The 21,641-nt window shown below is 74.0% G+C and carries 24 protein-coding genes and 1 riboswitch; of the genes, 9 read left to right on the top strand and 15 right to left on the bottom strand.

The annotated features are described in order from the left end of the window. Positions 1-8: 8 nt before the first annotated feature. Genes Q8R60_01790 through Q8R60_01800 form a run of 3 tightly spaced genes read left to right on the top strand, consistent with a single transcriptional unit; the run spans position 9 to position 2,848 of the window. Complete coding sequence (locus Q8R60_01790) at positions 9-980, top strand: phytoene/squalene synthase family protein (protein ID MDP3711202.1); 972 nt, start codon at positions 9-11, stop codon at positions 978-980. Next, positions 977-2,572: a sialidase family protein gene (locus Q8R60_01795; protein ID MDP3711203.1), complete on the top strand. Its 1,596-nt coding sequence runs from the start codon at positions 977-979 to the stop codon at positions 2,570-2,572. The genes Q8R60_01790 and Q8R60_01795 overlap by 4 nt, the downstream gene beginning before the upstream one ends. Positions 2,573-2,602: 30 nt before the next feature. Continuing rightward, positions 2,603-2,848, top strand: coding sequence for a DUF6480 family protein (locus Q8R60_01800; protein MDP3711204.1), 246 nt, complete (start codon positions 2,603-2,605; stop codon positions 2,846-2,848). Here Q8R60_01800 and Q8R60_01805 read toward each other — a convergent pair. Genes Q8R60_01805 through thiS form a run of 4 tightly spaced genes read right to left on the bottom strand, consistent with a single transcriptional unit; the run spans position 2,805 to position 4,336 of the window. Further along, complete coding sequence (locus tag Q8R60_01805; protein ID MDP3711205.1) at positions 2,805-3,188, bottom strand: lycopene cyclase domain-containing protein; 384 nt, start codon at positions 3,186-3,188, stop codon at positions 2,805-2,807. The genes Q8R60_01800 and Q8R60_01805 overlap by 44 nt on opposite strands. After that, positions 3,185-3,505 (bottom strand): lycopene cyclase domain-containing protein, encoded by a 321-nt coding sequence (locus Q8R60_01810; protein ID MDP3711206.1) that lies wholly within the window; start codon positions 3,503-3,505, stop codon positions 3,185-3,187. Before Q8R60_01810 ends, Q8R60_01805 begins: the two co-directional genes overlap by 4 nt. Beyond that, positions 3,502-4,122 (bottom strand): thiamine phosphate synthase, encoded by a 621-nt coding sequence (gene thiE, locus Q8R60_01815; protein MDP3711207.1) that lies wholly within the window; start codon positions 4,120-4,122, stop codon positions 3,502-3,504. Before thiE ends, Q8R60_01810 begins: the two co-directional genes overlap by 4 nt. A gap of 1 nt (position 4,123) precedes the next feature. Beyond that, positions 4,124-4,336, bottom strand: coding sequence for a sulfur carrier protein ThiS (thiS, locus tag Q8R60_01820; GenBank protein ID MDP3711208.1), 213 nt, complete (start codon positions 4,334-4,336; stop codon positions 4,124-4,126). 58 nt (positions 4,337-4,394) lie between these two features. Here thiS and Q8R60_01825 point away from each other — a divergent pair, with 58 nt between their 5' ends. Beyond that, complete coding sequence (locus Q8R60_01825; GenBank protein ID MDP3711209.1) at positions 4,395-4,907, top strand: phosphate-starvation-inducible PsiE family protein; 513 nt, start codon at positions 4,395-4,397, stop codon at positions 4,905-4,907. Here Q8R60_01825 and Q8R60_01830 read toward each other — a convergent pair. From Q8R60_01830 to Q8R60_01870, 9 genes are all read right to left on the bottom strand, one after another. Continuing rightward, positions 4,904-5,230 (bottom strand): Rv2175c family DNA-binding protein, encoded by a 327-nt coding sequence (locus Q8R60_01830; protein MDP3711210.1) that lies wholly within the window; start codon positions 5,228-5,230, stop codon positions 4,904-4,906. The two genes, Q8R60_01825 and Q8R60_01830, sit on opposite strands and share 4 nt — an antisense overlap. 10 nt (positions 5,231-5,240) lie before the next feature. Beyond that, the gene (locus Q8R60_01835; GenBank protein ID MDP3711211.1) at positions 5,241-6,191 is read right to left on the bottom strand and encodes a Gfo/Idh/MocA family oxidoreductase; all 951 of its coding nucleotides are present in this window, start codon (positions 6,189-6,191) and stop codon (positions 5,241-5,243) included. 25 nt (positions 6,192-6,216) lie between these two features. Then, the gene (locus Q8R60_01840; protein ID MDP3711212.1) at positions 6,217-7,800 is read right to left on the bottom strand and encodes a Gfo/Idh/MocA family oxidoreductase; all 1,584 of its coding nucleotides are present in this window, start codon (positions 7,798-7,800) and stop codon (positions 6,217-6,219) included. 281 nt (positions 7,801-8,081) lie between these two features. Beyond that, positions 8,082-9,248, bottom strand: a complete 1,167-nt coding sequence (locus Q8R60_01845) for an FAD-dependent oxidoreductase (protein MDP3711213.1) — start codon at positions 9,246-9,248, stop codon at positions 8,082-8,084. Positions 9,249-9,257: 9 nt separating this feature from the next. After that, the gene (locus Q8R60_01850; protein ID MDP3711214.1) at positions 9,258-9,455 is read right to left on the bottom strand and encodes a hypothetical protein; all 198 of its coding nucleotides are present in this window, start codon (positions 9,453-9,455) and stop codon (positions 9,258-9,260) included. After that, positions 9,452-10,261 carry a GGDEF domain-containing protein gene (locus Q8R60_01855; protein ID MDP3711215.1) on the bottom strand — a complete coding sequence of 270 codons (810 nt, stop codon included), beginning with the start codon at positions 10,259-10,261 and terminating at the stop codon, positions 9,452-9,454. Before Q8R60_01855 ends, Q8R60_01850 begins: the two co-directional genes overlap by 4 nt. A gap of 34 nt (positions 10,262-10,295) precedes the next feature. Then, entirely contained in the window at positions 10,296-11,120 is an 825-nt protein-coding gene (locus Q8R60_01860) for a class I SAM-dependent methyltransferase (GenBank protein MDP3711216.1), read from the bottom strand. A 54-nt stretch (positions 11,121-11,174) separates the two neighbouring features. Continuing rightward, entirely contained in the window at positions 11,175-12,305 is a 1,131-nt protein-coding gene (gene thiH / locus Q8R60_01865) for a 2-iminoacetate synthase ThiH (protein ID MDP3711217.1), read from the bottom strand. Continuing rightward, positions 12,302-13,078 (bottom strand): thiazole synthase, encoded by a 777-nt coding sequence (locus tag Q8R60_01870; protein ID MDP3711218.1) that lies wholly within the window; start codon positions 13,076-13,078, stop codon positions 12,302-12,304. The genes thiH and Q8R60_01870 overlap by 4 nt, the downstream gene beginning before the upstream one ends. Continuing rightward, a riboswitch (TPP riboswitch) is annotated at positions 13,072-13,200 on the bottom strand. It overlaps the preceding gene by 7 nt. Before the next feature lie 144 nt (positions 13,201-13,344). Here Q8R60_01870 and Q8R60_01875 point away from each other — a divergent pair. From Q8R60_01875 to Q8R60_01895, 5 genes are all read left to right on the top strand, one after another. Then, positions 13,345-14,289 carry a LysM peptidoglycan-binding domain-containing protein gene (locus Q8R60_01875; GenBank protein MDP3711219.1) on the top strand — a complete coding sequence of 315 codons (945 nt, stop codon included), beginning with the start codon at positions 13,345-13,347 and terminating at the stop codon, positions 14,287-14,289. A 47-nt stretch (positions 14,290-14,336) separates the two neighbouring features. Then, positions 14,337-16,196, top strand: a complete 1,860-nt coding sequence (gene pknB / locus Q8R60_01880) for a Stk1 family PASTA domain-containing Ser/Thr kinase (protein ID MDP3711220.1) — start codon at positions 14,337-14,339, stop codon at positions 16,194-16,196. Positions 16,197-16,262: 66 nt separating this feature from the next. Continuing rightward, positions 16,263-17,123: a deoxyribonuclease IV gene (locus Q8R60_01885; protein MDP3711221.1), complete on the top strand. Its 861-nt coding sequence runs from the start codon at positions 16,263-16,265 to the stop codon at positions 17,121-17,123. A gap of 4 nt (positions 17,124-17,127) precedes the next feature. Next, on the top strand, positions 17,128-18,021 hold the full coding sequence (locus Q8R60_01890) for a DMT family transporter (GenBank protein MDP3711222.1): 894 nt from the start codon (positions 17,128-17,130) through the stop codon (positions 18,019-18,021). Between the two features lie 82 nt (positions 18,022-18,103). After that, the gene (locus Q8R60_01895) at positions 18,104-19,870 is read left to right on the top strand and encodes a hypothetical protein (protein ID MDP3711223.1); all 1,767 of its coding nucleotides are present in this window, start codon (positions 18,104-18,106) and stop codon (positions 19,868-19,870) included. A 77-nt stretch (positions 19,871-19,947) separates the two neighbouring features. Here the strand turns inward: Q8R60_01895 and Q8R60_01900 are convergent, their stop codons facing one another. After that, the gene (locus Q8R60_01900) at positions 19,948-20,958 is read right to left on the bottom strand and encodes a 2OG-Fe(II) oxygenase (protein ID MDP3711224.1); all 1,011 of its coding nucleotides are present in this window, start codon (positions 20,956-20,958) and stop codon (positions 19,948-19,950) included. A gap of 39 nt (positions 20,959-20,997) precedes the next feature. Next, positions 20,998-21,636, bottom strand: coding sequence for a sulfite oxidase-like oxidoreductase (locus Q8R60_01905; GenBank protein ID MDP3711225.1), 639 nt, complete (start codon positions 21,634-21,636; stop codon positions 20,998-21,000). Positions 21,637-21,641 lie beyond the last annotated feature (5 nt).

Genomic DNA, 21,641 nt, shown 5'->3' on the forward strand with positions numbered 1-21,641 from the left:
TCTTCCGCGTGAGCGGTAGGGAGCTGGACGCGGCAGGCATCACCGACCCGGCGCTGCGCGCGTCCTACGAGGCGTGCCGGCGGCTCAACGCGAGCCACGGCCGGACCTACTACCTCGCCACGCTGCTGCTGCCTGCGTGGAAGCGGCCCTACGTCCACGCCCTCTACGGCTTCGCCCGCTACGCCGACGAGATCGTCGACGACCTCGCGAGCACCCTCACCGACGCCGAGAAGGCCGACTGGCTCGTCGGCTGGGGTGAGCAGTTCGTCGCCGACGTCGCCGCCGGCGGCAGCGAGCACCCGATCAGCCGCGCCGTCGTCGACACGGTGCGCCGCTGGGACATCCCCATGACCTACGTCGAGGCGTTCCTCGCGAGCATGCGGATGGACCTCACCGTCACCGACTACGCGACCTACGACGACCTCATGACCTACGTCTACGGCAGCGCGGCCGTCATCGGTCTCGAGATGGTGCCGGTGCTCGAGCCGCTCGTTCCGCGCGAGGTCGCCGACCCCTACGCCGCCGACCTCGGCATCGCCTTCCAGATGAGCAATTTCATCCGCGACGTCGGCGAGGACCTCCAGCGCGGCCGCGTCTACCTGCCGCTGGAGGAGCTCGCCGCCTTCGGGGTCGACCGCGAGCACCTCCAGCGCGGGGTCGTCGACGCGCGGGTCCGCCGCGCGCTCGCCTTCCAGGTCGCCCGCACCCGCGAGACCTACCGCGTCGCGGCTCACGGCGTGCGGCTGCTGCACCCGACCAGCCGCCCCTGCATCGAGACCGCGCTGGCGCTCTACGGCGGCATCCTGGACGAGGTCGAGAAGGCCGACTACCAAGTCCTCGACCGGCGCGTGAGCGTCGGCAGCGCCCGCCGCGCCGCGGTCGCGGGTCCCGGTCTGGTCCGGGCCGCCCTCGCACGCAGGAAGACGCCCAACCAGGGCGAAGTAGGACGAAGCACCCGCCCCGAGGAGTCCCGCTCATGAACCGTCGTCGCGCCGCCGCACTCGTCTCGCTCGCCTGCGCCGGCGGCCTGGTCGTCCCGGCGGTGAGCGGGTCGTCCCCCGCCGCCGCTGCCGCGGCCTGCGCCGCTCAGGCCCCCTTGACCTGGGAGCAGCCGAAGTACGTCGACGAGAACCGCGCGGGTGGCGAGCCGCTCGTGCAGACGCACCCGAGCGGTCGGCTGATGTACTCCAGCCACGCCGGTACGACGCACTTCTACTCGCCCGAGGCCGCGGCGACCGGGTCGTCGGCGTTCGTGGAGAACTACGAGGGCCAGACCTACATCTGGACCAGTGACGACAACGGGGTGACCTGGGACTTCCGCGATCGTGACGGGCTGCTCGCGGGCACGGGCAACAACCTCCCAGCCAGCGGTTTCTCCGACCCGGAGTTCTCGATCGACTCCGAGGGCGGCGTCTACTTCTCCGAGATCAACCTCGCCAACGTCGCGGTCAGCAGCAGCACCGACAAGGGCTCGACGTGGGCCCTGCAGAACTTCTTCGGCGCGGTGCTCACCGACCGGCAGTGGATGGAGGCCGACCGGCCCGGCGAGCTCTACTTCGTCGCCAACGCCTTGGGCGGCGGCACCGGCACACCGCTGTCGCCCGGCACCGGGCACTTCATCAGCAAGAGCACCGACGGCGGCGCGACCTTCACGACCAACATCCCGAACCCCGGCGGCATCGGCGACCTGCGGGTCGACAAGCGCAACGGCACCGTCTACGAGGTGCACTACACCGGTGGCAACCTCTCGGTCGCAGCGTTCCGCAACGCCCGCAGCGGCGACCTCACCAAGACCGACGACAACATCGTCGCCGAGGGCGTCCGGCTGATCTCGAGCTTCGCCGCGATCGACCTCGACCCGTCGGGCAACGTCTACATCACCTGGGACGACCTCGGCGGCGACGAGCGCGAAGCCGGCATCTACTACGCCTACTCCACGGACGCCGGCAAGACCTGGTCGCAGGCCTACCAGGTCGACGACGGCTCAGGCACCGCGATCTGGCCCTGGATCGGCGTCGGCGACGACGGCCGGGTCGGCATCGCGTGGCTGCAGGCCGACACCCGGCTGCCCAACAACAACGGCGAGACCGTGGGTGAGCACGGCTGGCGCGTCGTCGGTGCGGTGACGACCAGCGGCCTGGGCTGCGCCGACTCGAGGACCCCGGTCTTCTCGCGCAGCGTCGCGACCCAGGACCCGGTCCACCGCGGCACTATCTGCCAGTCCGGCACGATTTGCCAGGCCACTGTGACCGATCGCCGGCTCGGCGACTACATCTCGCTCGACGTCGACAACACCGGCCGGATGTATGTCGGCTACTCCGACACCCGCGTCGACGGCGCGGTGTCGCTGCCCGGCTTCGTCCGCCAGGCCGGCGGCCCGTCGCTCGTCGCCCCCAAGGACGCCGGCACGACGCCCGGTGCGACCACCGGGCAGCCGCCGGTCGCGGTCCCGCCGTCGGTGGTGCCGAGCGCCCCACAGCTGCCGGCCACCGGCCCGAGCGGGCTCGTGCCGCTCGCCGGTGCCGTGCTCGTCCTCGGCCTCGTCGCAGCCCGGCGCCGCGCCCGGGTGTAGCCATGCCCCTGACCGGGGACGGTCAGGGGCATGGACCAGCGCCCCGCCCCCGCGACCGATCCCGCTGCCACGCCCGGCCTCGAGCCCGGCGGTGGCGTCGCCCCCGGCGACACCCCGCCCGCGGAGGGTCAGGTCTCGGGTGCCGCCCCGTCGCCGTCGCCCAACCAGGGACCGGTCAGCGGCAACCGCACCCCGATGGTCATCGCGCTGTCCGCCCTGGCCGTGCTGGTCGTCATGTGCGCGGTGCTGGTGGGCGCGAGCTTCGTGCCGTCCTGAGGCTGGGGTAGCGCCGGCCCCACCAGACCCACCAGGCGAGGGTCTGCACGACCAGCGCGAAGCCGAAGAGCAGGTCCTCGAAGGGCGCGAAGACGACGCGGCCCTGACCGAGCAGCGGTGGGGCCTCGCCCGCGCTCGACCCGACGCCCGCGACAGCGCTGTCGTCGTAGAAGACGATGCCGCGCCCGGTGAGGATGCCGTTGGTGACGAGCTGGAAGAAGACCACGATCGCGTAGGCGACCCAGAAGACGCGGCGCAGCAGCAGCCGGGTCCGCAGGACCACCAGGTCGAGCAGCACGGTGGCGACGACGCCGATCAGCGCCGCAGTCGTGTAGGTCACTCGTCCCCGACCTCCCAGCCCCTCACGGCCCGGACCGCCTCGAGGGTGAGGATGGCGCAGACCGGTACGACGAGGAAGAAGGCCACCTCCTCGAGCGGCACGTTGCCGAAGACGACGCCGGTGGTCTGCGCCGCGTCGTAGGCCCAGTGACCGGCCCGGATCGCGAGGGCGTCCCAGACGAGGAAGACCACCAGCACGGGCGCGAGGGTGAGCAGCAGGCGGCGCCAGCGGGCGTAGACGCGGGTGCCGAGCACGACCTCGAGCGGGGCGGTCCCGAGCAGGCAGCCGAGCAGGACGAGCAAGTAGGCGAACCTCACGCGAGCCGTACCCGCAGTCGCGCGGCGGCCGCCCGCGGGTCGGCGGCCTCGGTGAGGGCCCGCACCACGACGACCCGCGTCGCCCCGGCGGCCAGGACCTCGTCGAGGTTGCCCTCGTCGATGCCGCCGATCGCGAACCAGGGCCGCTCGGTGCCGAGGCCAGCCGTGAAGCGGGTGAGGGCGAGTCCGGGCGCGGGCCGGCCCGGCTTGGTCGGGGTCGGCCACGTCGGCCCGACGCAGAAGTAGTCGACGCCGGGCTCGACGGCCGCCGCGGCCACCTGCTGCTCGTCGTGGGTGGACCGGCCGACGAGCACGTCGTCACCGAGGATCGCGCGGGCGGCGGGCACCGGCAGGTCGTCCTGACCGAGGTGCAGGACGTCAGGGCGTACGACGGAGGCCACGTCGGCGCGGTCGTTGACCGACCACATCGCCCCGTGGCGAGCGGCCACCTCCGCGACGACCTCGCACAGCGCGATCTCGCGGCGCGCCTCGATGCCCTTCTCGCGCAGCTGCACGATGTCGACCCCGCCCGCGAGCACCTCCTCGAGGAAGTCCGCGAGGTCGGGGCGGTCGGGCGTGCAGAGGTAGAGGCGGGCGTCGGCCAGCCGCGCGCGCAGGTCAGCCACCCGCCACCGCCCGTACCAGCTCGAGCCGGTCACCGTCGGCAAGGACGACGGCCTCGACCTCGGCGCGCAGCAGGGCGGTGCCGTTGTACTCGATGACGACGGACCCGACCCGCAGGCCGAGCGACGCGACGAGGGCCGGCAGCGTCGTACCCCTGTCGACGGCAGAGCGCCGCCCGTTGACGGTGATCTCGATGGTGGTCTCCACAGCGCTGCCGAGCCTACGGCCGGGTGTGGGGCGCGCGCGACCGGGCATGATCACGACCGTGCCGACCACACCGCAGCAGCCCGCCCCCGAGACCCCCCTCCCCGTGCGCCTCGGCAACAAGGTGCTGTCCGTCGTCGAGGACTGCATCTACGTCGCCGTCGCCGTGCTGCTCGCCGCCGCCGCGCTGGTCGTCCTCGGCCGCACCGCCGTCGAGCTGGTCGACAAGGCGCAGGACTCACGTCCCGACGCGCTCGTGGAGGTGCTCGACAGCCTGCTGCTCGTCTTCATCTTCGTCGAGCTGCTCTACGCGGTCCGCACGACGCTGAAGGAGCGCCAGATCGTCGCCGAGCCGTTCCTCATCGCCGGCATCCTGGTGGCCATCAAGGAGATCGTGGTGCTGTCGGTGAAGGGCGCCGACGAGTACCTGTCGAAGGGACCGGAGTTCGCCCGGGCCATGGTGGAGATCGGGCTGCTCACCGGGGTCGTGCTCGCGCTGTCGACCGCCGCGCTGCTGCTGCGGCGCAAGGAGGCCGAACCGGTCGAGACGACCACCGCGCCGACGCCCGACTAGAAGGCGAGCGCCTGTGCCCGGCGCTTGATCTCGGTCGCGCGGTTCTCGTGGAGCGCCTGCAGGGGGGTGCCCGGCAGCGTGTCGTCGGCGGTGGTCAGCCAGCGCAGGGCCTCGTCGTCGTTGTAGCCCGCGTCGCGCAGCAGGGTCAGCACACCGGAGAAGTGCTTGACGAGCTCGGTGCCGTCGAACTGCTCGGCCGGCAGCACCAGCACGCCGTCATCACGGCGAACCGACAGGAAGGTCCCGTCCTTGACGCGGCTGCGCACCTCGGTGACGGGCACCGCCAGCAGCTCGGCGACGTCCGGGACCGTGAGCATCTCCATGCCGTGCAGCCTAGTGAGCCCTCGCCGCGGAGCGGATCGTGTCGAGGACGGTCGCGCAGGCCAGCGACTCCTCGAGAGGCAGCACCCAGCCGGGCCCGCCGGCGATCACCGACGAGACCTCCTCGACCATGACCCGGTAGGCGTCGGTCGCCGGTACCCGTAGCCGCTCGGTGGCGGTCCCGTCGGAGACCCACAGCTCGGTGTCGTCCTCGATCCACGACGTGAAGGGAGCGTCGCGCAGCTCGATCTCCCCCTCGGTCCCGGTGACGACGAGCCACTGCCCCTCGCCCTCGTCGATGCCGGCCCGCACCTCGGCGGTCGCGCCCGACGGCCAGTCGAGGACGGCCTCGGTGACGAGGTCCACACCGGTCGGGCCGAGCACCTGGCGGGCCGCGACGTCGGACGGCACGCCCTGCCCGACCGCCCACAGCGCGGCCGACACGGCGTAGTGCCCCACGTCGTAGAGGGCTCCTCCCCCACGCTCGACCTCGAGCCGGTAGTTGCCTTCCGGCACCCCGCCGAAGGTGAAGCCGGCCGTCACGTGGCGCACCTCGCCGATGTCGGCGAGCCGCTGCTGGGCGAGCCGGACGCGAGGGTGCCAGCGGTACCAGGACGCCTCCACCAGCAACCGGTCACCGGCCGCTGCGGCCATGGAGCGCACCTCGTCGGCGGTGAGCCCGAGCGGCTTCTCGCACAGCACGTGCTTGCCCGCCTCCAGAGCCGCGAGCACCCAGGGCACGTGGGCCTCGTTGGTGAGGCTGATGTAGACGGCGTCGACGTCGGGGTCGGCGAGGAGCGAGGAGTACGACGGGTGCGTCACCGCCCCGCCGAGTGCCGCGGCCCGCGCAGGGTCGCGGGCAGCCGCGGCGTGCAGGACCGCGCCGTCGGCGGCGTGGACCGCCGGCGCGAGCGCCTTGGTCGCGACGAAGCCGGCGCCGAGGAACCCCCAGCGGACCGTCACCGGAGCATCAGGTCGGCAGCATCCATCAGGTCGGCAGGGGCACCGGGCGGCCGCTGTCGCGGGCCGACAGGGTGGCGGCCTGCATGACGGCGATGTTGCGCTTGGACCCCTCCGGCGTCACCGACATCGGCTCGCCGGACAGCAGCGAGTCGGCGAGCTCCCGGTGGAAGGGCTGGGCAGGCGCGGGCGGCACAGACAGCGTCGTCTCCGACGTGCCGCCGAACCCGTCGGGGGTGAAGACCCGCAGCGCGGCGGGCGCGTCGGAGTGCGCGAGCCGGTCCTCGAGCAGGGTGCCGATCGGCGAGCGGCCCGTGACCCGCTCGAAGCGCCAGTCACCGATCAGGCCGCCCTCGGTGCCGAGGACGTAGAACTTCGGCTTCAGCGCCGCCGACAGGTCGGAGTGGGTGAACTCCGCCTCGACGCCGTCGACGAAGTGGACGAGCACCCGGCTGTGGTCGGCGTTGGTGACGTCGTGCCAGACCCGCTTGTGGGTCGTCGCCGACACCCACTCGACCTCCTGGCCGAACAGGTCGAGCGCCCAGTCGAGGTAGTGGCTGCCCCAGTCGTAGATGGCGCCGCCGGAGACCTCCTCGTCGGAGTGCCAGTAGTTGCACGGGTGGCCGTAGCCACCGATGAAGCTCTCGTAGTGGAAGACCTCTCCGAGCTGGCCGGACCGCACGACCCCCTTGAGCGCGAGGTAGTCGGGATCCCACCGTCGGTTCTGGTAGACCGACAGAGACAGGCCCCGTGCGGCCGCCGCGTCGATCTGGCGGTCGGCCTCCTCGACGGTGATGCAGAACGGCTTCTCGACCACGACGTGCTTGCCGGCCTCGAGCGCCCGCAGCGTCCAGTCGGCGTGGGTGTTGGGCGGGGTGCTGACGATGACGAGGTCGACGCCGTCGTCGGCGAGCAGCGCGTCGCCGGTGGCGTGGCCGACGACGGCCGGGGCCAGCTCACGGGCCGCCTCGATGCGGCGCGGGTCGGTGTCGCAGATCGCCGCGAGCTCGAGGCCCGGGGTCAGCTGGATGGCGGCGTTGTGCTCGTGCCCGATCGCGCCGTAGCCGAGCACACCGACGCGGACCGTGCCTTCGTCACGGACCCCCAGCACCCGGCGCACGACGCGGTGGACGAGGCGGTGCCAGACAGGATCGGCGTACGACGACGGGGTGCTGCCCACGGTGAGGACACCGATACCGGTCGCCGGCCGCCAGGTGGCGACGGGGTGGTCGGTGAAGGCGACGTTGGCGGTCAGCAGCACCTCGACGTCGTCGGCGGCCTTGTCGACGAGCGGCCAGCGGTCCTGCAGGACGACGTCGCCGCCGGAGCGGTCCATGACGTCGCCGGCGTCGCGGCCCGGGCGGACTCGCACCTCGTGGACCGGGGTGGTGCGACCGAGGACCAGCCCGGCGGCGTCGGCGAGCGCGGGCTCGGGGCCGACGAGCAGCGTGGGGACGCCCTCGGGCAGGTCGCGCACCGCCCCGACGGCGAGCACAAGCTGAGGGTCGCGGTCGACGAGCTCGACCCCGGCCCGGCGGAGGTAGGAGGCGAGACCGGCGACGGCACTGGGCTCGGAGGCAGTCTCGGGCGCGAGGATCAGGACGCGGAGCATCCGTCGAGGCTAACCGCGCGACCTGTCCACGTCGCCCCAGGCTGGCGTGATGTGACGATCACGGACGCTCGCCGCCACCATCCTGCGGATGTGGCGATCATGCGCGCTCGGGCACGCGGGCGTGATCGCCACATCCGCGAAGCACCGCCGGGGCTGCCCAGGGGAGGTGGCGCGCCGGGCGGGCCCAGGGATGTGGCGATCATGCGCGCTCGGGCCCGCGGGCGTGATCGCCACATCCCCAGGTGGCGGGGCGGGCGAGGTGGCGGGGCGGGGAGGGCGGGTCAGGCGGACTTGACGGGGGTCGCCGGGTCGGCGAGGGCCGTGAGGTCGACGGGGTCACCGGCGGCGATGCGCTTGCGGCCCTGCACGACGTCGCGCGGCCGGTCGACGGCGAGCAGGGCGATGAGCCGGCCCGCGCGCAGCCAGCAGGTGGTCCACCCGTCGGGCGCACCCGGTGTCCCGCGGTGCACGACCGCGTCCGCGCCCGCGGCATGGCCGGTGTGCTGCAGGTAATGACCGAGCTGCTGCGACCAGAAGTAGGGCACCGGGTCGTGGACGGCCGACCCGCCGAGCAGAGTCGTGGCGGCGACCACCGGTGCGGTGAGGGCGTCGTCCCAGTGCTCGACGCGCAGCCGGGTGCCGAAGCGCAGCGACTGCCACGCGGCGCAGTCGCCCACGGCGACGACGCCGTCCCAGGACGCGCGCAGGTGCTCGTCGACGGCGACCCCGCGGTCGAGCTCGAGCCCGCTGCCCTCGAGCCACCCGGTGTCGGGTCGCGCACCGACGCCGACGACCACGACGTCGCACGGCAGCGCGCGCCCGTCGGCGAGCTCGACGCGGTCGGGTTCCACAGACGCGACGCCGGTGGACAGGAGCAGCTCGATGCCGGCCTCGGCGTACCACGGGACGGTCAGGGACCCGACCTCGTCGCCGAGGGCGATCCCGAGCGGTGCGGCGCCGGCGTCGACGACGGTGACGGCGCAGCCGCGAGCCGCAGCGGTGGTGGCGACCTCCGCGCCGATCCAGCCCGCACCGACGACCACGACGCGGGCCCCCGGCACCAGCCGGGAACGCAGCAGCAGGGCGTCGTCGACCGTGCGCAGGACCGAGCCGCCCGCCGCGCCGGGCAGGGTGACGGCCCGAGCGCCGGTGGCGAGGACGAGGCCGTCGTAGGGCAGGTCGCCGCCGGTCGTCTCGACCGTGCCGGGGCGCAGGCCGGTCGCGGCCACGCCCAGCCGCATGTCGACGTCGAGCCGGTCCCACGGGACCTCGAGCGCAGTGTCGTCGAGGTCCCCGGCAAGGACCTCCTTCGACAGCGGCGGTCGGTCGTAGGGCAGGTGCTGCTCGGCGCCGAGCAGCACGATCTCGCCCTCGAAGCCCTGGGCGCGCAGCTCCTCGCAGCTGCGGCTCCCGGCCATGCCGGCACCGACGACCACGACCCTGTCCACGGGCGCAGGCTAGCCGGGGGCGCAGATCCGGCAGCGGGCAGCGTGCGCGGCGGCAGCCGAGCGTTCGCGGGCCGTGGCACCCGCCGCCGCCAGCAGCTCTCCGGGGCAGCGCGGCGCGGGGACCCGCAACCGGCGCAGCGCCGCGAGCGCGTCGGTGTCCCCGGCGCGCGCCCGCTCGAGCAGGGCCCGCTCGCGGCGACCCCTCACGCCGCCTCCACGACCCAGCCGCCCTGGCCGCGGGCCCGGCGCAGGGCGTCCTCGGCGGCGGCGAGCAGCTCCCCGGACGTGCGCGGGGCGGCGATCCACCCGACGCCGATCGACAGCCGCGGCAGCGCCGTCGCACCAGCCGCGCGCGCGTCGGACTGGGCCCTCGCCATCACCCTGCGGGCGACGACGAGGCCGCGAGCGAGGTCGGTGCGGGGAAGCAGCACTGCGAGCTGGTCGGCTCCCAGGCGCGCCAGCACGTCGCTGCGGCGGGAGCTGGCCGTGAGCAGCTCGGCGACCCGCACCAGGTGCAGGTCTCCGGCGAGGTGGCCGTGGGTCTCCGCGAAGCCGAGCAGACCGTCGAGGTCGACCACGACCAGAGCGGGTGCGCCGTGCCGCGCAGCCGCGACGACCTCGTGCGCGAGCGCCTCCTCGAAGACCGCGCGGTCGAGCAGCCCGGTCAGCGGGTCGCGGGTCCGCGGCACCGGACCGGCCCGTTCGGCGCTGTGCGCGGCGACGGCGGTGCGGACGGCCAGCTCGAGTGCCGGCCACCCGGAGTGGTCGCCGAAGACGAGCGGCCGGACGGAGTAGAGGTCCTCGACGAGGGCCGCGGCGTCGTGGCCCTCGTGGGCGCGCAGGACCCCGAGCGCCCCGGCCGCGAGCCGCAGGGCCTCGGAGGGCTCGCAGCCGGTCAGCTCGACGAGGACGAGCTCGCGGGCCAGGTCGCGGGCGACCTCGGGCACGGGTGAGCCGAAGCGGTCGCCCCAGCGGGCGAGCACGTCGTCCAGCGCGTCGTCGAGGTGGCCCACGGCGACCCATCGGCAGGACCGGCCGCGCGTCCAGTCAGCGGCGGGTGCCGACCGAGACGAGGTACTCCTGCAGGTAGCGCGACGGGCCGCCGGCCCCGAGGTCCCACTCGTCGCTGAAGCCCCGCAGCGCCTGCTCGAGCTCCTCGGTGCGGCCGTTGGCCTCGGCGTTCTTGCGCACCGCGAGCGTCGGGCCGTAGTAGCTCTTGAAGTGCTCGACGTAGCCGTGCGGCTCCGGGAAGGCGGTGATCTCGAGCGGCTCGCGCTCCATCGTCGAGAAGTCCACGCGGTCGCCGAACAGCTCGGCGAGATGGTCCTCGCTCCCCCACAGCGGGGCGGGCGACGCGCCGGGGGGCGGTGGCGCCGCGAAGGGCCCCATCGTGCGGAACAGCGAACCGATCATGCCCTCGGGCGTCCACGACAGCAGCGCGATCGTGCCGCCGGGGCGGCAGACCCGGACCAGCTCGTCGGCGGCCAGCCGGTGGCGCGGCGCGAACATCACGCCGATGGAGGACATGACGACGTCGTAGGACGCGTCGTCGAAGGGCAGGTGCTCGGCGTCGGCGACCCTCCAGTCCAGCGTGAGCCCCCTGGCCTCCGCCGTGGCGCGCCCCGCGTCGAGCAGCTCGGGGGTGAGGTCGCTCGCGGTGACCTCGGCACCGCGAGCGGCGGCCACGAGCGAGGCGTTGCCGGTGCCGGCGGCGACGTCGAGGACCCGTTGACCCGACCGGATCCTGGCGGCGTCGACGAGCCGCGGCCCGAGCGGGGTCAGGAAGGTCTGGACCATCTTGGGGTAGTCCCCCGAGGCCCACATCGCGGCGTGGCGGGCCTTGAGCTCCTGGTCGTGGTCGGTGACGGTCATGCCGAGCCCCCTCGTGTCAGAGGCGGCCGAAGGTGGACCTGTCCAGGCGCGCAGTCAAGCCCCCTGTCTGCCGCCCGACACCTCGACCAGGGGGAAGGCGTCCTTCCAGACCGGTTCGTAGCCGGCGGCCACCAGCATCTGCGCCACCTCCGCCGGGCTGCGCTCGTCGCTGACCGCGAACTGCTCCTGCGCCTCACCCGGCGTGAGGTAGCCGCCCGGCTCGGTCGAGGACCCGGCGCTCATCGACGTCACCGCGATCCGCACCAGCCCGTCGCGCAGCGCCGCGGGCTCGCGCGTCGACAGCACGATGCCGGCCTCGGGAGCGGCCAGCCGCAGGGCGCACAGCGCCTGGACGTAGTCGGCGTCGGAGACCGGCACGAGCGGCTGGAAGCCCGACGCGGACGGCTTGATCCGCGGCAGCGAGACCGTGACCTCGGTGCGCCAGTAGCGCTGCTGCAGCCAGACCGCGTGCTCGGCGACCGCCAGGACGTCCGCGCGCCAGTCGGCCGCGAGCCCCAGCAGCGCACCGATCCCGAGCCGCCTGACCCCCGCCTCCGCGGCCCGCTCGGTCGAGGACAGCCGCCGGTCGAAGTCGCGCTTCCACCCGGCGACGTGCGTCTCGGCGTACCTCGTCCTGTCGTAGGTCTCCTGGTAGTGCACGACCCCCTCGAGCCCGGCCGCGACGAGGCGCGCATAGGTGTCGTCGGACCAGGTCTGGGTCTCGACGCTGATCGACGGCACCAGCGGTCGCAGCCGCTCGACGACCTCGACGAGGTAGTCGGCGCTGACCTCGACGCGGTGCTCACCGGAGACCAGCAGCAGGTGGCGGAAGCCGCGACCGACGAGGGTGCGCGCCTCGGCCTCGACCTCGTCGACGGTGAGGGTGCGGCGGGTGACGGGCAGGCCCTTGGAGAAGCCGCAGTAGGTGCAGCTCGACAGGCACGCGTTGCTCACGTAGAGCGGCGCGAACAGCCGCACCGCACGCCCGAAGCGCTGCAGCGTCACCGCGCGCGCGGCCTGCGCGAGATCCTCGAGCCGCTCACCGGCGGCGGGCGAGAGCAGCGCGGGCAGGGTGGCGAGGGAGGGTGCGGCGAGGGCCCGCTCGACATCGGAGGAGTCGTACGACGGAGCAGCGGGCGCCCTGGTCGCGAGGTGCTGCGCGAACCGGCCCGGCGGGGTGCTCACTGCAGGAACCCGGTGAGCGGCGAGCTCGCGGCGGCGATCTCGCGGACCGCGCCCCGGCCGGCGAGGAAGCCGAGCCGACCGGCCTGGGTGGCGAGGGCGAAGGCCCGCGCCATCGTCACCGGGTCGGAGGCGACCGCGATCGCGGTGTTGACGAGCACGGCGTCGGCGCCGACCTCCATCGCCTCGGCGGCGTCGGACGGCACCCCGAGTCCGGCGTCGACCACGACCGGCACGCCGGCCTGGCTGACGATGACCTCGATGGCGTCGCGGGTGCGCAGCCCACGGTTGGAGCCGATCCACGCCCCGAGCGGCATGACGGTCGCGCAGCCGGCCTCCTCGAGGTGGCGGCACAGCACCGGGTCGGCCGAGCAGTAGGGCAGCACGGTGAAGCCCTCGGCGACGAGCCGCTCAGCGGCGCGGAGCGTCTCGATCGGGTCGGGGGCGAGGGTGCGCGGGTCGGGCGTCACCTCGAGCTTGACGAGGTCGGTGCCGGTCGCGGCCCGGCCGAGCCGGGCCAGCCGGACGGCCTCGTCGGCGTCGACCGCGCCGCTGGTGTTGGGCAGCAACACCATCCCGGGCGGGACGAAGTCCAGCACGTCGCCCTCACCCGCGCGGTCGAGGTCGACCCGGCGCAGCGCGACGGTGACGATCTCGGCGGCGCTCGCGAGCAGCGCGTCGCGCATGACCTCGTGGGAGGAGAACTTGCCGGTGCCGACGAGCAGCCGGCTCGAGTAGCCGACGCCGGCGATCACCAGCTGGTCTGCGAGCTCCACGTGAACGACTCCCCACGCCGGCATGACCCGGATCGGGTGGTGCGGGTCGCCAGCGGTGCCGTCAAGCGTGCGGCGGCAGCCGGCCTCTCAGCCCGCTCCTGCGGGCTCCCCGTATCGACTGCCCCACCCTACGCGCCCAGCGCGGACGCAGCGCCCGCGCCCCGGCGAGTCCCAACAGCCACAGGAACCTCACTTGTCACACCCGCCCCACGCGGTTACCGTCGTACGCGGGGAAGGTGCTCTGTCGTCTAGTGCTGGGACGTTCCATGACCGCACGACCGCTTCCCCCTGCCCTGCGCGCCCTCGGCGTCGTCGCCCTCGTGGGTGCCGTGCTCGCCGCCGGTGCCCCCGCCGTGATCACGATCAAGCCCGGCGACACGCTGTGGGAGCTCGCGCTGCGGCACCGTACGTCGGTCGCCGAGCTGCAGCGCCTCAACGACCTCGAGGGCCGGGCGACGATCTACGCCGGGCAGACCCTGCGGGTGCCCGGCTCCCCCGCCGCGAGCCGCACCGCCCGGCCGACGACGCGCACCGTCGAAGGCAGCCACCGAGTGGCGGCCGGGGACAACCTCACCCGGATCGCCGCCCGCTACGGCACGACGACCCGTTGGCTGATCGCGCGCAACCGGCTCCCGAAGGACGGCACGATCGTCATCGGCCGGGCGCTGGCCTACCCGCGCACGATCACCGTCACGGGTCGCGCCACAACAGGGAGCACCCGCGGCACCGCCACCCACAACGCGGGCGTGGCCATCCCCGGCAGCGTCCGCGAGAGCGTCGCCCGCCACCGCCGGGTCCTCGCCCAGCGCGACCTGCCGAGCAAGGCGACCGTGCGGCGGATGGTCGAGCGGACCGCGCGGCGGCACGGCGTCGACCCGCGCCTGGCCCTCGCCGTCGCCTACCACGAGAGCGGCTTCCAGCAGCGGGTCGTGAGCGTCGTCGACGCGATCGGCGTCATGCAGGTGCTACCGAGCACCGCCCGCGGGATCGAGCGGGCCTACGGCGTCGACCTCGACCTGCTCGACACCCAGGACAACGTCACCGCGGGTGTGCTCCTCCTGCGCCAGCTCACCCGCGCGGTGACGACGCCCGAGCGGGTCCTCGCCGGCTACTACCAGGGGCTCGGGTCGATCAGCCGCCGCGGCGTCCTGCCGCAGACCGAGCAGTACATCCGCAACGTCACCTACCTCATGCGCCACCGCTTCTCCTGAGCGCGCCTGAGGCCCCGGTCGTGCTGCCCCGCCTAGACTCGGCGGTCGTGGACGCCCCTGCCGACCAGCTCGCCGACCCCCTCGTGGGCCGGTCGCTCGATGGGCGCTACCTGCTGGAGCGCACCATCGCGCGCGGCGGGATGGCGACGGTCTACCTCGCCACCGACACCCGCCTGGACCGCACCGTCGCGGTGAAGGTCATGCACCGCGCGCTCGCCGACGACCCCGAGTTCGTCGCGCGCTTCACCCGCGAGGCCCGCTCCGCGGCCCGGCTGTCGGCCCCGGAGGTCGTCGCGGTCTTCGACCAGGGCACCGACGCGGTCGGCGAGGGCGCGACCGGGATGGCCTTCCTCGTCATGGAGCACGTGCAGGGGCGCACCCTGCGCGACCTGCTGCGCGAGCGCGGGGCGCTGTCCCCCGCCCGGGCGGTCGCGGTCGTCGAGCCGGTCCTGCGCGCGCTGGCCGCCGCCCATGCCGCCGGGATCGTCCACCGCGACGTCAAGCCCGAGAACGTCCTGCTCGCCGACGACGGCCGGGTGAAGGTCGCCGACTTCGGGCTGGCCCGGGCCGTGGAGTCCTCCGGCCTCACCGCGACGACCGGCGTGCTGCTCGGCACCGTCGCCTACCTCTCGCCCGAGCAGGTCGAGAAGGGCGTCTCCGACGAGCGCAGCGACGTCTACTCCGCGGGCGTCCTGCTCTGGGAGCTGCTCACCGGCACCCCGCCCTACTCCGGCGAGAGTCCGCTGTCGGTGGCCTACCGCCACGTCCACGACGACGTGCCGGCCCCCTCGACGGTCGTCTCCGGCGTACCCGCCTCCCTCGACGCGCTGGTCGTGCGCGCCACCCGACGCGACCCCGCGGCGCGACCGGTCGACGGCGGCGCGTTCCTCGCCGAGCTGCGGGCGGTCGCGACCGAGCTGCCCGACGTCGAGCCGGTCTCGCTCGTCCAGGAGCACGCCACGCTGGCGATCCCGCGCCCGGAGACGCCGCAGACCCCGCTGCCCGCGACGCCGCGACCCAGGCGCCCGCGCCGCCGCGGGCGGGTCGTCGCCCTCGTCGTGGTGCTGCTGTCGCTGCTCGCCGCGGGTGGTGGTTGGTGGCTCGGCAGCGGGCGCTACACCGAGGCCCCGAGCGTGCTCACCCTCACCTTCGCGGCCGCCGAGGCGCAGCTCACCAGCGAGGGCTTCTCGGTGCGCAGGCTCCCTGACGCCTTCTCCGACACCGTCGCGGCCGGGCAGGTCGTCGACCAGGACCCCGACCCGGGCGCGCGGGTGCGCCGCGACGGCACCGTCGGGCTGGTCGTCTCCAAGGGCGCCGACCTGCGGGCCGTCCCCGCTCAGGTGGTGGGCTCGACCCTGGCCGCCGCGACCGCACTGCTGACCCGCGCCGGCCTGACCGTCGGCGCGACGACCGAGGCCTTCGACGCGAAGGTCGACAAGGGCCTCGTCCTCAGCAGCGACCCCAAGCCCGGGCAGAAGCTGCGACCGGGCACCACCGTCAAGCTCGTGATCAGCAAGGGCGTCGAGCTGCTGGCCGTCCCCGACGTGCAGGGCCGGTCCGAGGCCGAGGCGACGCAGTCCCTGCGCGCGGCCGGCTTCCGGGTCTCGGTGACCCAGGTCTTCGACGACGAGGCCCCCAAGGGACAGGTCGTGGACCAGTCACCCAGCCGCGGCACCGCGCCCCGCGGGTCCACGGTCGCGCTCGAGGTGAGCAAGGGCCCCGACCTCGTCGGCGTCCCCGAGCTGCGCGGCATGACGAGGCAGGGCGCGCAGGCGGCGCTCAAGGCGGCCGGCCTGAAGGGCCGCGCCTTCGACATCCCCAACGGCTCCGGGACCGTCGTCGGCCAGGACCCCGCGCCCGGCACGATGGTCCGGCGCGGCTCCACCGTCACCTACTACGTGTCCTAGCCGTCCCCCACGGGGCATGTGCCCCGTTCTGGCACAGTGTGGCCGTGCCTCTGGCACAGTGTCCCGGTGCCTCCCCGCAAGCCCTCCCCCGTGGGCTCCCACGTCCCGGTGGGCGGCGGGCTGACGAAGGGCCTCGCCTACGCCCGCGAGATCGGTGCGGCAGCGGTCCAGGTCTTTGTGTCCAACCCGCGCGGCTGGGCCCCCAGCGCGGGTGACCCCGCGCAGGACGAGGCCTTCAAGGGCCGCAACGCCGACAGCGGCACCCCGTCGTTCGTGCACGCGCCCTACCTCGTCAACTTCGGCTCCCCCACCGATTCGACGCTGCGCAAGTCGGTCGAGGCCGTCGAGCACGCGCTGCGCCGGGGCGCGGCCATCGGGGCCCGGGGCGTCGTCGTGCACGCCGGGTCCGCCGTGGCTGGCGCCCACCGCGACGACGCCATGGTGCAGCTGCGCACCCACCTGCTGCCGCTGCTCGACGCGCTCGAGCCCGACGGCCCGAAGCTGCTCGTCGAGCCGACCGCCGGCGGCGGGCAGGCGCTGTGCGCGACCGTGCAGGACCTCGGCCCGTGGTTCGACCAGCTCGACAGCCACCCGATGCTCGGGGTCTGCCTCGACACCTGCCACGCCTTTGCCGCCGGCCACGACCTCGCGGCGCCCGGCGGCATGAAGAAGACCCTTGACGCGCTGGTCAAGACCGTCGGTCGGGGTCGGCTGCAGCTGGTCCACGCCAACGACAGCAAGGACCCGGTCGGCTCGGGCCGCGACCGCCACGAGGCGATCGGCGCCGGGCACATCGGCAGGAACCCCTTCGCCGAGCTCTTCCGCCACCCGGCGATGCGCGGGGTGCCCCTGGTCGTCGAGACCCCCGGCGACGCCGCGTCGCACCGCCAGGACATCGAGCTGCTCACCTCGCTGCGGGACGCCTGAGCACGTGCTGCTCGACCGGCACACCCTCGCCCTCGTCGGCGTCACCGCCATCTGGGGCTCGACCTTCGTCGTCGTCAAGGACGCCGTCGAGCAGCTCCCGGTCACCGACTTCCTCACCTGGCGCTTCGCCCTCGCCGCCGCCGTGATGGTGCTGCTGCGCCCCCGCGCGCTCGCCGCCCTGGGCCCGCAGGGCCGCCGCGTCGGTGTCGTCCTCGGCCTCGCCCTCGGTGCCGGCTACCTGCTGCAGACCCTCGGCCTGCAGCACACCTCCGCGGCGGTGAGCGGCTTCATCACCGGCATGTTCGTCGTACTCACCCCGCTCCTGTCGGCCCTGCTGCTGCGCCAGTCCCCCGGCGGACCGGCCTGGGCCGCGGTCGCCCTGGCGACCATCGGGCTCGGGCTGCTGTCGCTGCGCGGCCTGTCGGTCGGCTCCGGCGAGCTGCTCACCCTCGGCTGCGCGGCGGCGTTCGCCCTGCACATCGTCGGTCTCGGGCGATGGGCCAAGCAGTACGACGCCTTCGGCCTCGCCGTCGTCCAGCTGCTCACGACGGCCGCTCTGTGCGGCCTCGTCGCGGTGCCCGGCGGGCTGGCGACACCGCCCTCGGCCTCGGTCTGGTGGGCCCTCGCGCTGACGGCGGTCGCCGCGACGGCGGTGGCCTTCGTCGTGCAGACCTGGGCGCAGGCCCACCTATCGCCCACCCGGGCCGCGGTCGTCATGACGATGGAGCCGGTCTTCGGGGGGTTGTTCGCCATCGGGCTGGCGGGCGAGGTCCTCGGGCCGCGGGCCGTCGCCGGTGCGGTGCTGGTCCTCGCCGCGATGCTGCTCACCGAGGTGCCGCGACGGGGCGCGGGGCCGAATGAGCCGGTCGTCGGGGCGGTGGCCCGGCTCGAGCAGTGAGTGTGACCGCTGTCACCGGCACGCTCGCGTTCCACGGCGCCTCCCCGGCAGGGGCACGGCCTCCGCCGTCGAACACAGACCGGTGCGCCATGACTCCACCCCCCGGTCCCGCTCCACTCGCTCCTCCCGCCGCTTCGCGGTCGCGCTGTCCGCCGCCGCGGTCGCGACCGGGCTGGTGGCCCTGTCCGGCAGCTCCGGCGCCGCCGTGGTCAAGGGCAGCACCGCCGACGTCGCGACCCCGCGCTACGTCAACTACACGCCCAACGACCTGCCGCGCACCGACCCGCTGCACGCGACCAAGCTGGGCTTCGACGCCGGTGAGCCGTCGATCGGCGTCAACCACAACACCGGCAAGGTGATGTACCAGGCGATCCTGCAGACGCTGCAGGTGACCTTCGACGCCTCAGTGCCCGCGAAGGCGACCTACAAGGACGTCACCAACCCGCTCGAGGGCGTCGAGACCCTCGACCCGTTCCTGTTCACCGACTCCGTCACCGGTCGCACGTTCGTCAGCCAGCTCGTGCCGCCGTGCAGCATCGCGAGCTACACCGACAGCGACGGCGAGCCGCCGGTCGCGGGCCTGCCCACCGCGACCGCGTGGACCCCGAGCACCGGCTGTGGCGTCGGCTCCAACTTCGACCACCAGACCGTCAGCGCCGGCCCGCTGCCGGCCGGGCTGGTCAGCACCTACGGCCCCAACCGGGCCGTCTACTACTGCTCGCAGGTCATCGTGGAGGCCACCTGCTCGCGCTCGCTCGACGGTGGCATCACCTTCCCGCAGAGCGGTGTGATGTACACCCTGTCGCTGGTCGGCGAGGGCTGCACCGGCCTGCACGGCCACCTGCGCATCGCCCCCGACGGCACCGCCTACATGCCCAACTTCAGCTGCACCGACGCTGACGGCGGCGAGCGCGCGGCACTGGTTGTGGCCGACCCCGGACCGGTGCTGTCGTTCGACATCCGACTGCTCCCGACCAGCACCACCACCCCCGACTTCGATTCCGACCCAGCGGTCGGGATCGACGCGGCCGGCACCGCTTACATGGCCTTCGAGGACGCCACGAGCAACATGAACGTCGCGGTCACGAAGGACCGCGCCTTCACCTACACCGACATCCAGGACATCGGCAAGCCGTTCGGAATCAAGAACGCCACGATGCCGAAGGTCGTCGGCGGGAGCGCCGGCCGCGCTGCGGTGACCTTCCTCGGCACCCCGACCGAGGCGCCGCTTGCCACCGACGACATCCCGGAGAACAACCTCAGGTCCTTCGACCCAGACAGGGGCGACCCGAAGGGCGGCTGGCACCTCTACATCGCACACACCTACGACTCGGGCAAGAACTGGACCGTCGTCGACGCGACCCCGACCGACCCGGTCCAGCGCGGCTGCATCTGGTGGGGCAACGTCGCCGCCAACCGCATCCCCGAGGGCGACGCGAGCTGCTCAAGCAACCCCGAGCGCAACCTGCTCGACTTCATCGACATGACCGTCGACAAGCAGGGCCGGGTGCTGGTCGGCTACGCCGACGGCTGCGTCGGCCCGTGCGCGAAGGACGCGTCCAGCAACACCAAGGACAACAACGCCGCGATCGCCCGCCAGACCTGCGGCCGGGGCCTCTACGCCGAGTTCGACACCGCGGCGGACGGCCCGTTGCGCGCGTGCGCCAAGACCGCCACGGCCCCGGTGGCGAAGCCGGTCGCCGGCACCGTCGGCGGCGGCACGGTCACGCCGCCGAGCGCCGCTCCTGTCACACTTCCCACCACCGGCCTGCCCGGCGGCCTGCCGGTCGCGGCCCTGCTCGTGCTCGGTGGCGCGGCCGTCCTGGCCCGCCGCGTCCGCACCGCCTGACCGCACCCCCCGACCCGCACCGCCTGGGTCTCGGTCGGCTGTGGTCACCAGAGCGACCACCGCTGACCGAGACGTGGTCACCACGGAGGATCCGCTCGTCTGCGCCCACCGTCTCGCTGTCTCGGTCGATCGATCGCGCCCTGGCGCGGAGGTCTCACCGAGTCCGGCGGCCGGTGTCCGCCGCGAGCGGGTCTCGGTCGATCCTCCGCGCCAGAGCGCGGAGCCTGACCCGAGACAACGGGCGACCGCCGCGGAACTGGCGTCATCAACCCTGACCGCACCTTGCTGCAGGGCTCAGCGGTGCTTGAGGGCCTGCCGCATGCGCAGCGGGAGCACCATCCGGGCGAGGTCGTAGCGGGTCGGCAGCCCGGTCGTCCACGGGTCCTGCGGCCGCCGCAGGTAGGTGACCCGTCGCGCCGGCGGCACGCCCCCGGTCGGCGGCGGGCGTAGTGGTAGCTCGCCACAGCGAGGCGCGCCCGGCCACCGCTCGCCGCGACCGGGTCAGGCAGCCCGTGCGGAGTGCGCGGCGAGGTCTCCCAGAGCACGAGGGTCCCGGCCCGCGGCAGCACCCGCTGGCCCAGGGAGGTCATCGACGGCGGCCACAGCTCGAGCGCGCCGCCCGCGTCCTCGGGCCAGTCGCTGTTGAGGTAGAGCAGCGTGTTGGTGCGGTGGTGCCAACCGGTCACGGGGTGGCGGGTGAAGTCGGTGTGGACCATGGTCGCCCCGCCGGTGGGCGTGGAGTGCAACCCGGCGCCGTAGCGGTGCGGGTCGGCGGTCAGGCCCCTGACCCCGGTGACCGCCTCCAGCACCGCGATCCACTGCGGCCCGTCGAGGACCCCCAGCAGGGCCCGCGTCGCCGGCCCGAGCAGGGCGTCGTCGCCGGTCTCGTGCTTGTGCTGACGGCTCGTCGGGATCTCGTCCATCGAGGCGGTGGCGAGCGCCCGCGCCTCCCGCTCCGCCGCAGCGACCAGGCCCGCGGGCAGCACGTCCGACAGCACGAGATGGGGCCAGGGAGCGGCAGCGGCGTACTCCTCGCGCAGCGCACCCAGGTCGGCCGGCAGGGCCAGCGCGGGCTGGACGGTCGTCACTCCGCGCAGTGTCCGCGACACCGCGCATCACGACAAGGGTCAGTCCGGCCCGTCGCCGGGCTGCTCCTGGTAGCTGTAGCGCTGCTCGAGCCACGGGTCGGCGCGGTTGTGGTAGCCGCGCTCCTCCCAGAAGCCGCGCCGGTCGGCGGTGAGGTACTCCACGCCGCGGACCCACTTCGGGCCCTTCCAGGCGTAGAGGTGCGGGACGACCAGGCGCAGCGGGAAGCCGTGCTCGGCGCTGATCCGCTCCCCGTTGCGCTCGAGCACCAGCAGGGCGTCGGGGCTCGCGAAGTCGGCGAGCGCCATGTTGGCGCTGTAGCCGTACTCCGCCCAGACCATGACGTGGGTGGCGTCGGCCGCGGGCGGCGCGAACTCGAGCAGGGTGCGAGTGGCGATGCCCGACCAGGTGCAGTCGAGCAGCGAGAACTTCGTGACGCAGTGGAAGTCGGCGTCTACCTCGGTGCGCGGCAGCGCCTCGACCTCCGGCCAGGTCCAGCGGCGCTCACCGTCGCCCGTCGCCCCGAAGACCTTGAGGTCCCAGGTCTCGGGCTTGAAGCGCGGCACCGGGCCGTAGTGCAGCACCGGCCAGCCGCGCGGGACGTACTGCCCCGGCGGGAGCCGGTCGTCCCTGCCGGCGGCCCGTTTGCGAGCCCCCAGGCGGTCGAACGGCGTGGTCACGGTCA

This window comes from Mycobacteriales bacterium (assembly GCA_030697205.1).
GTDB lineage: Bacteria > Actinomycetota > Actinomycetes > Mycobacteriales > SCTD01 > JAUYQP01.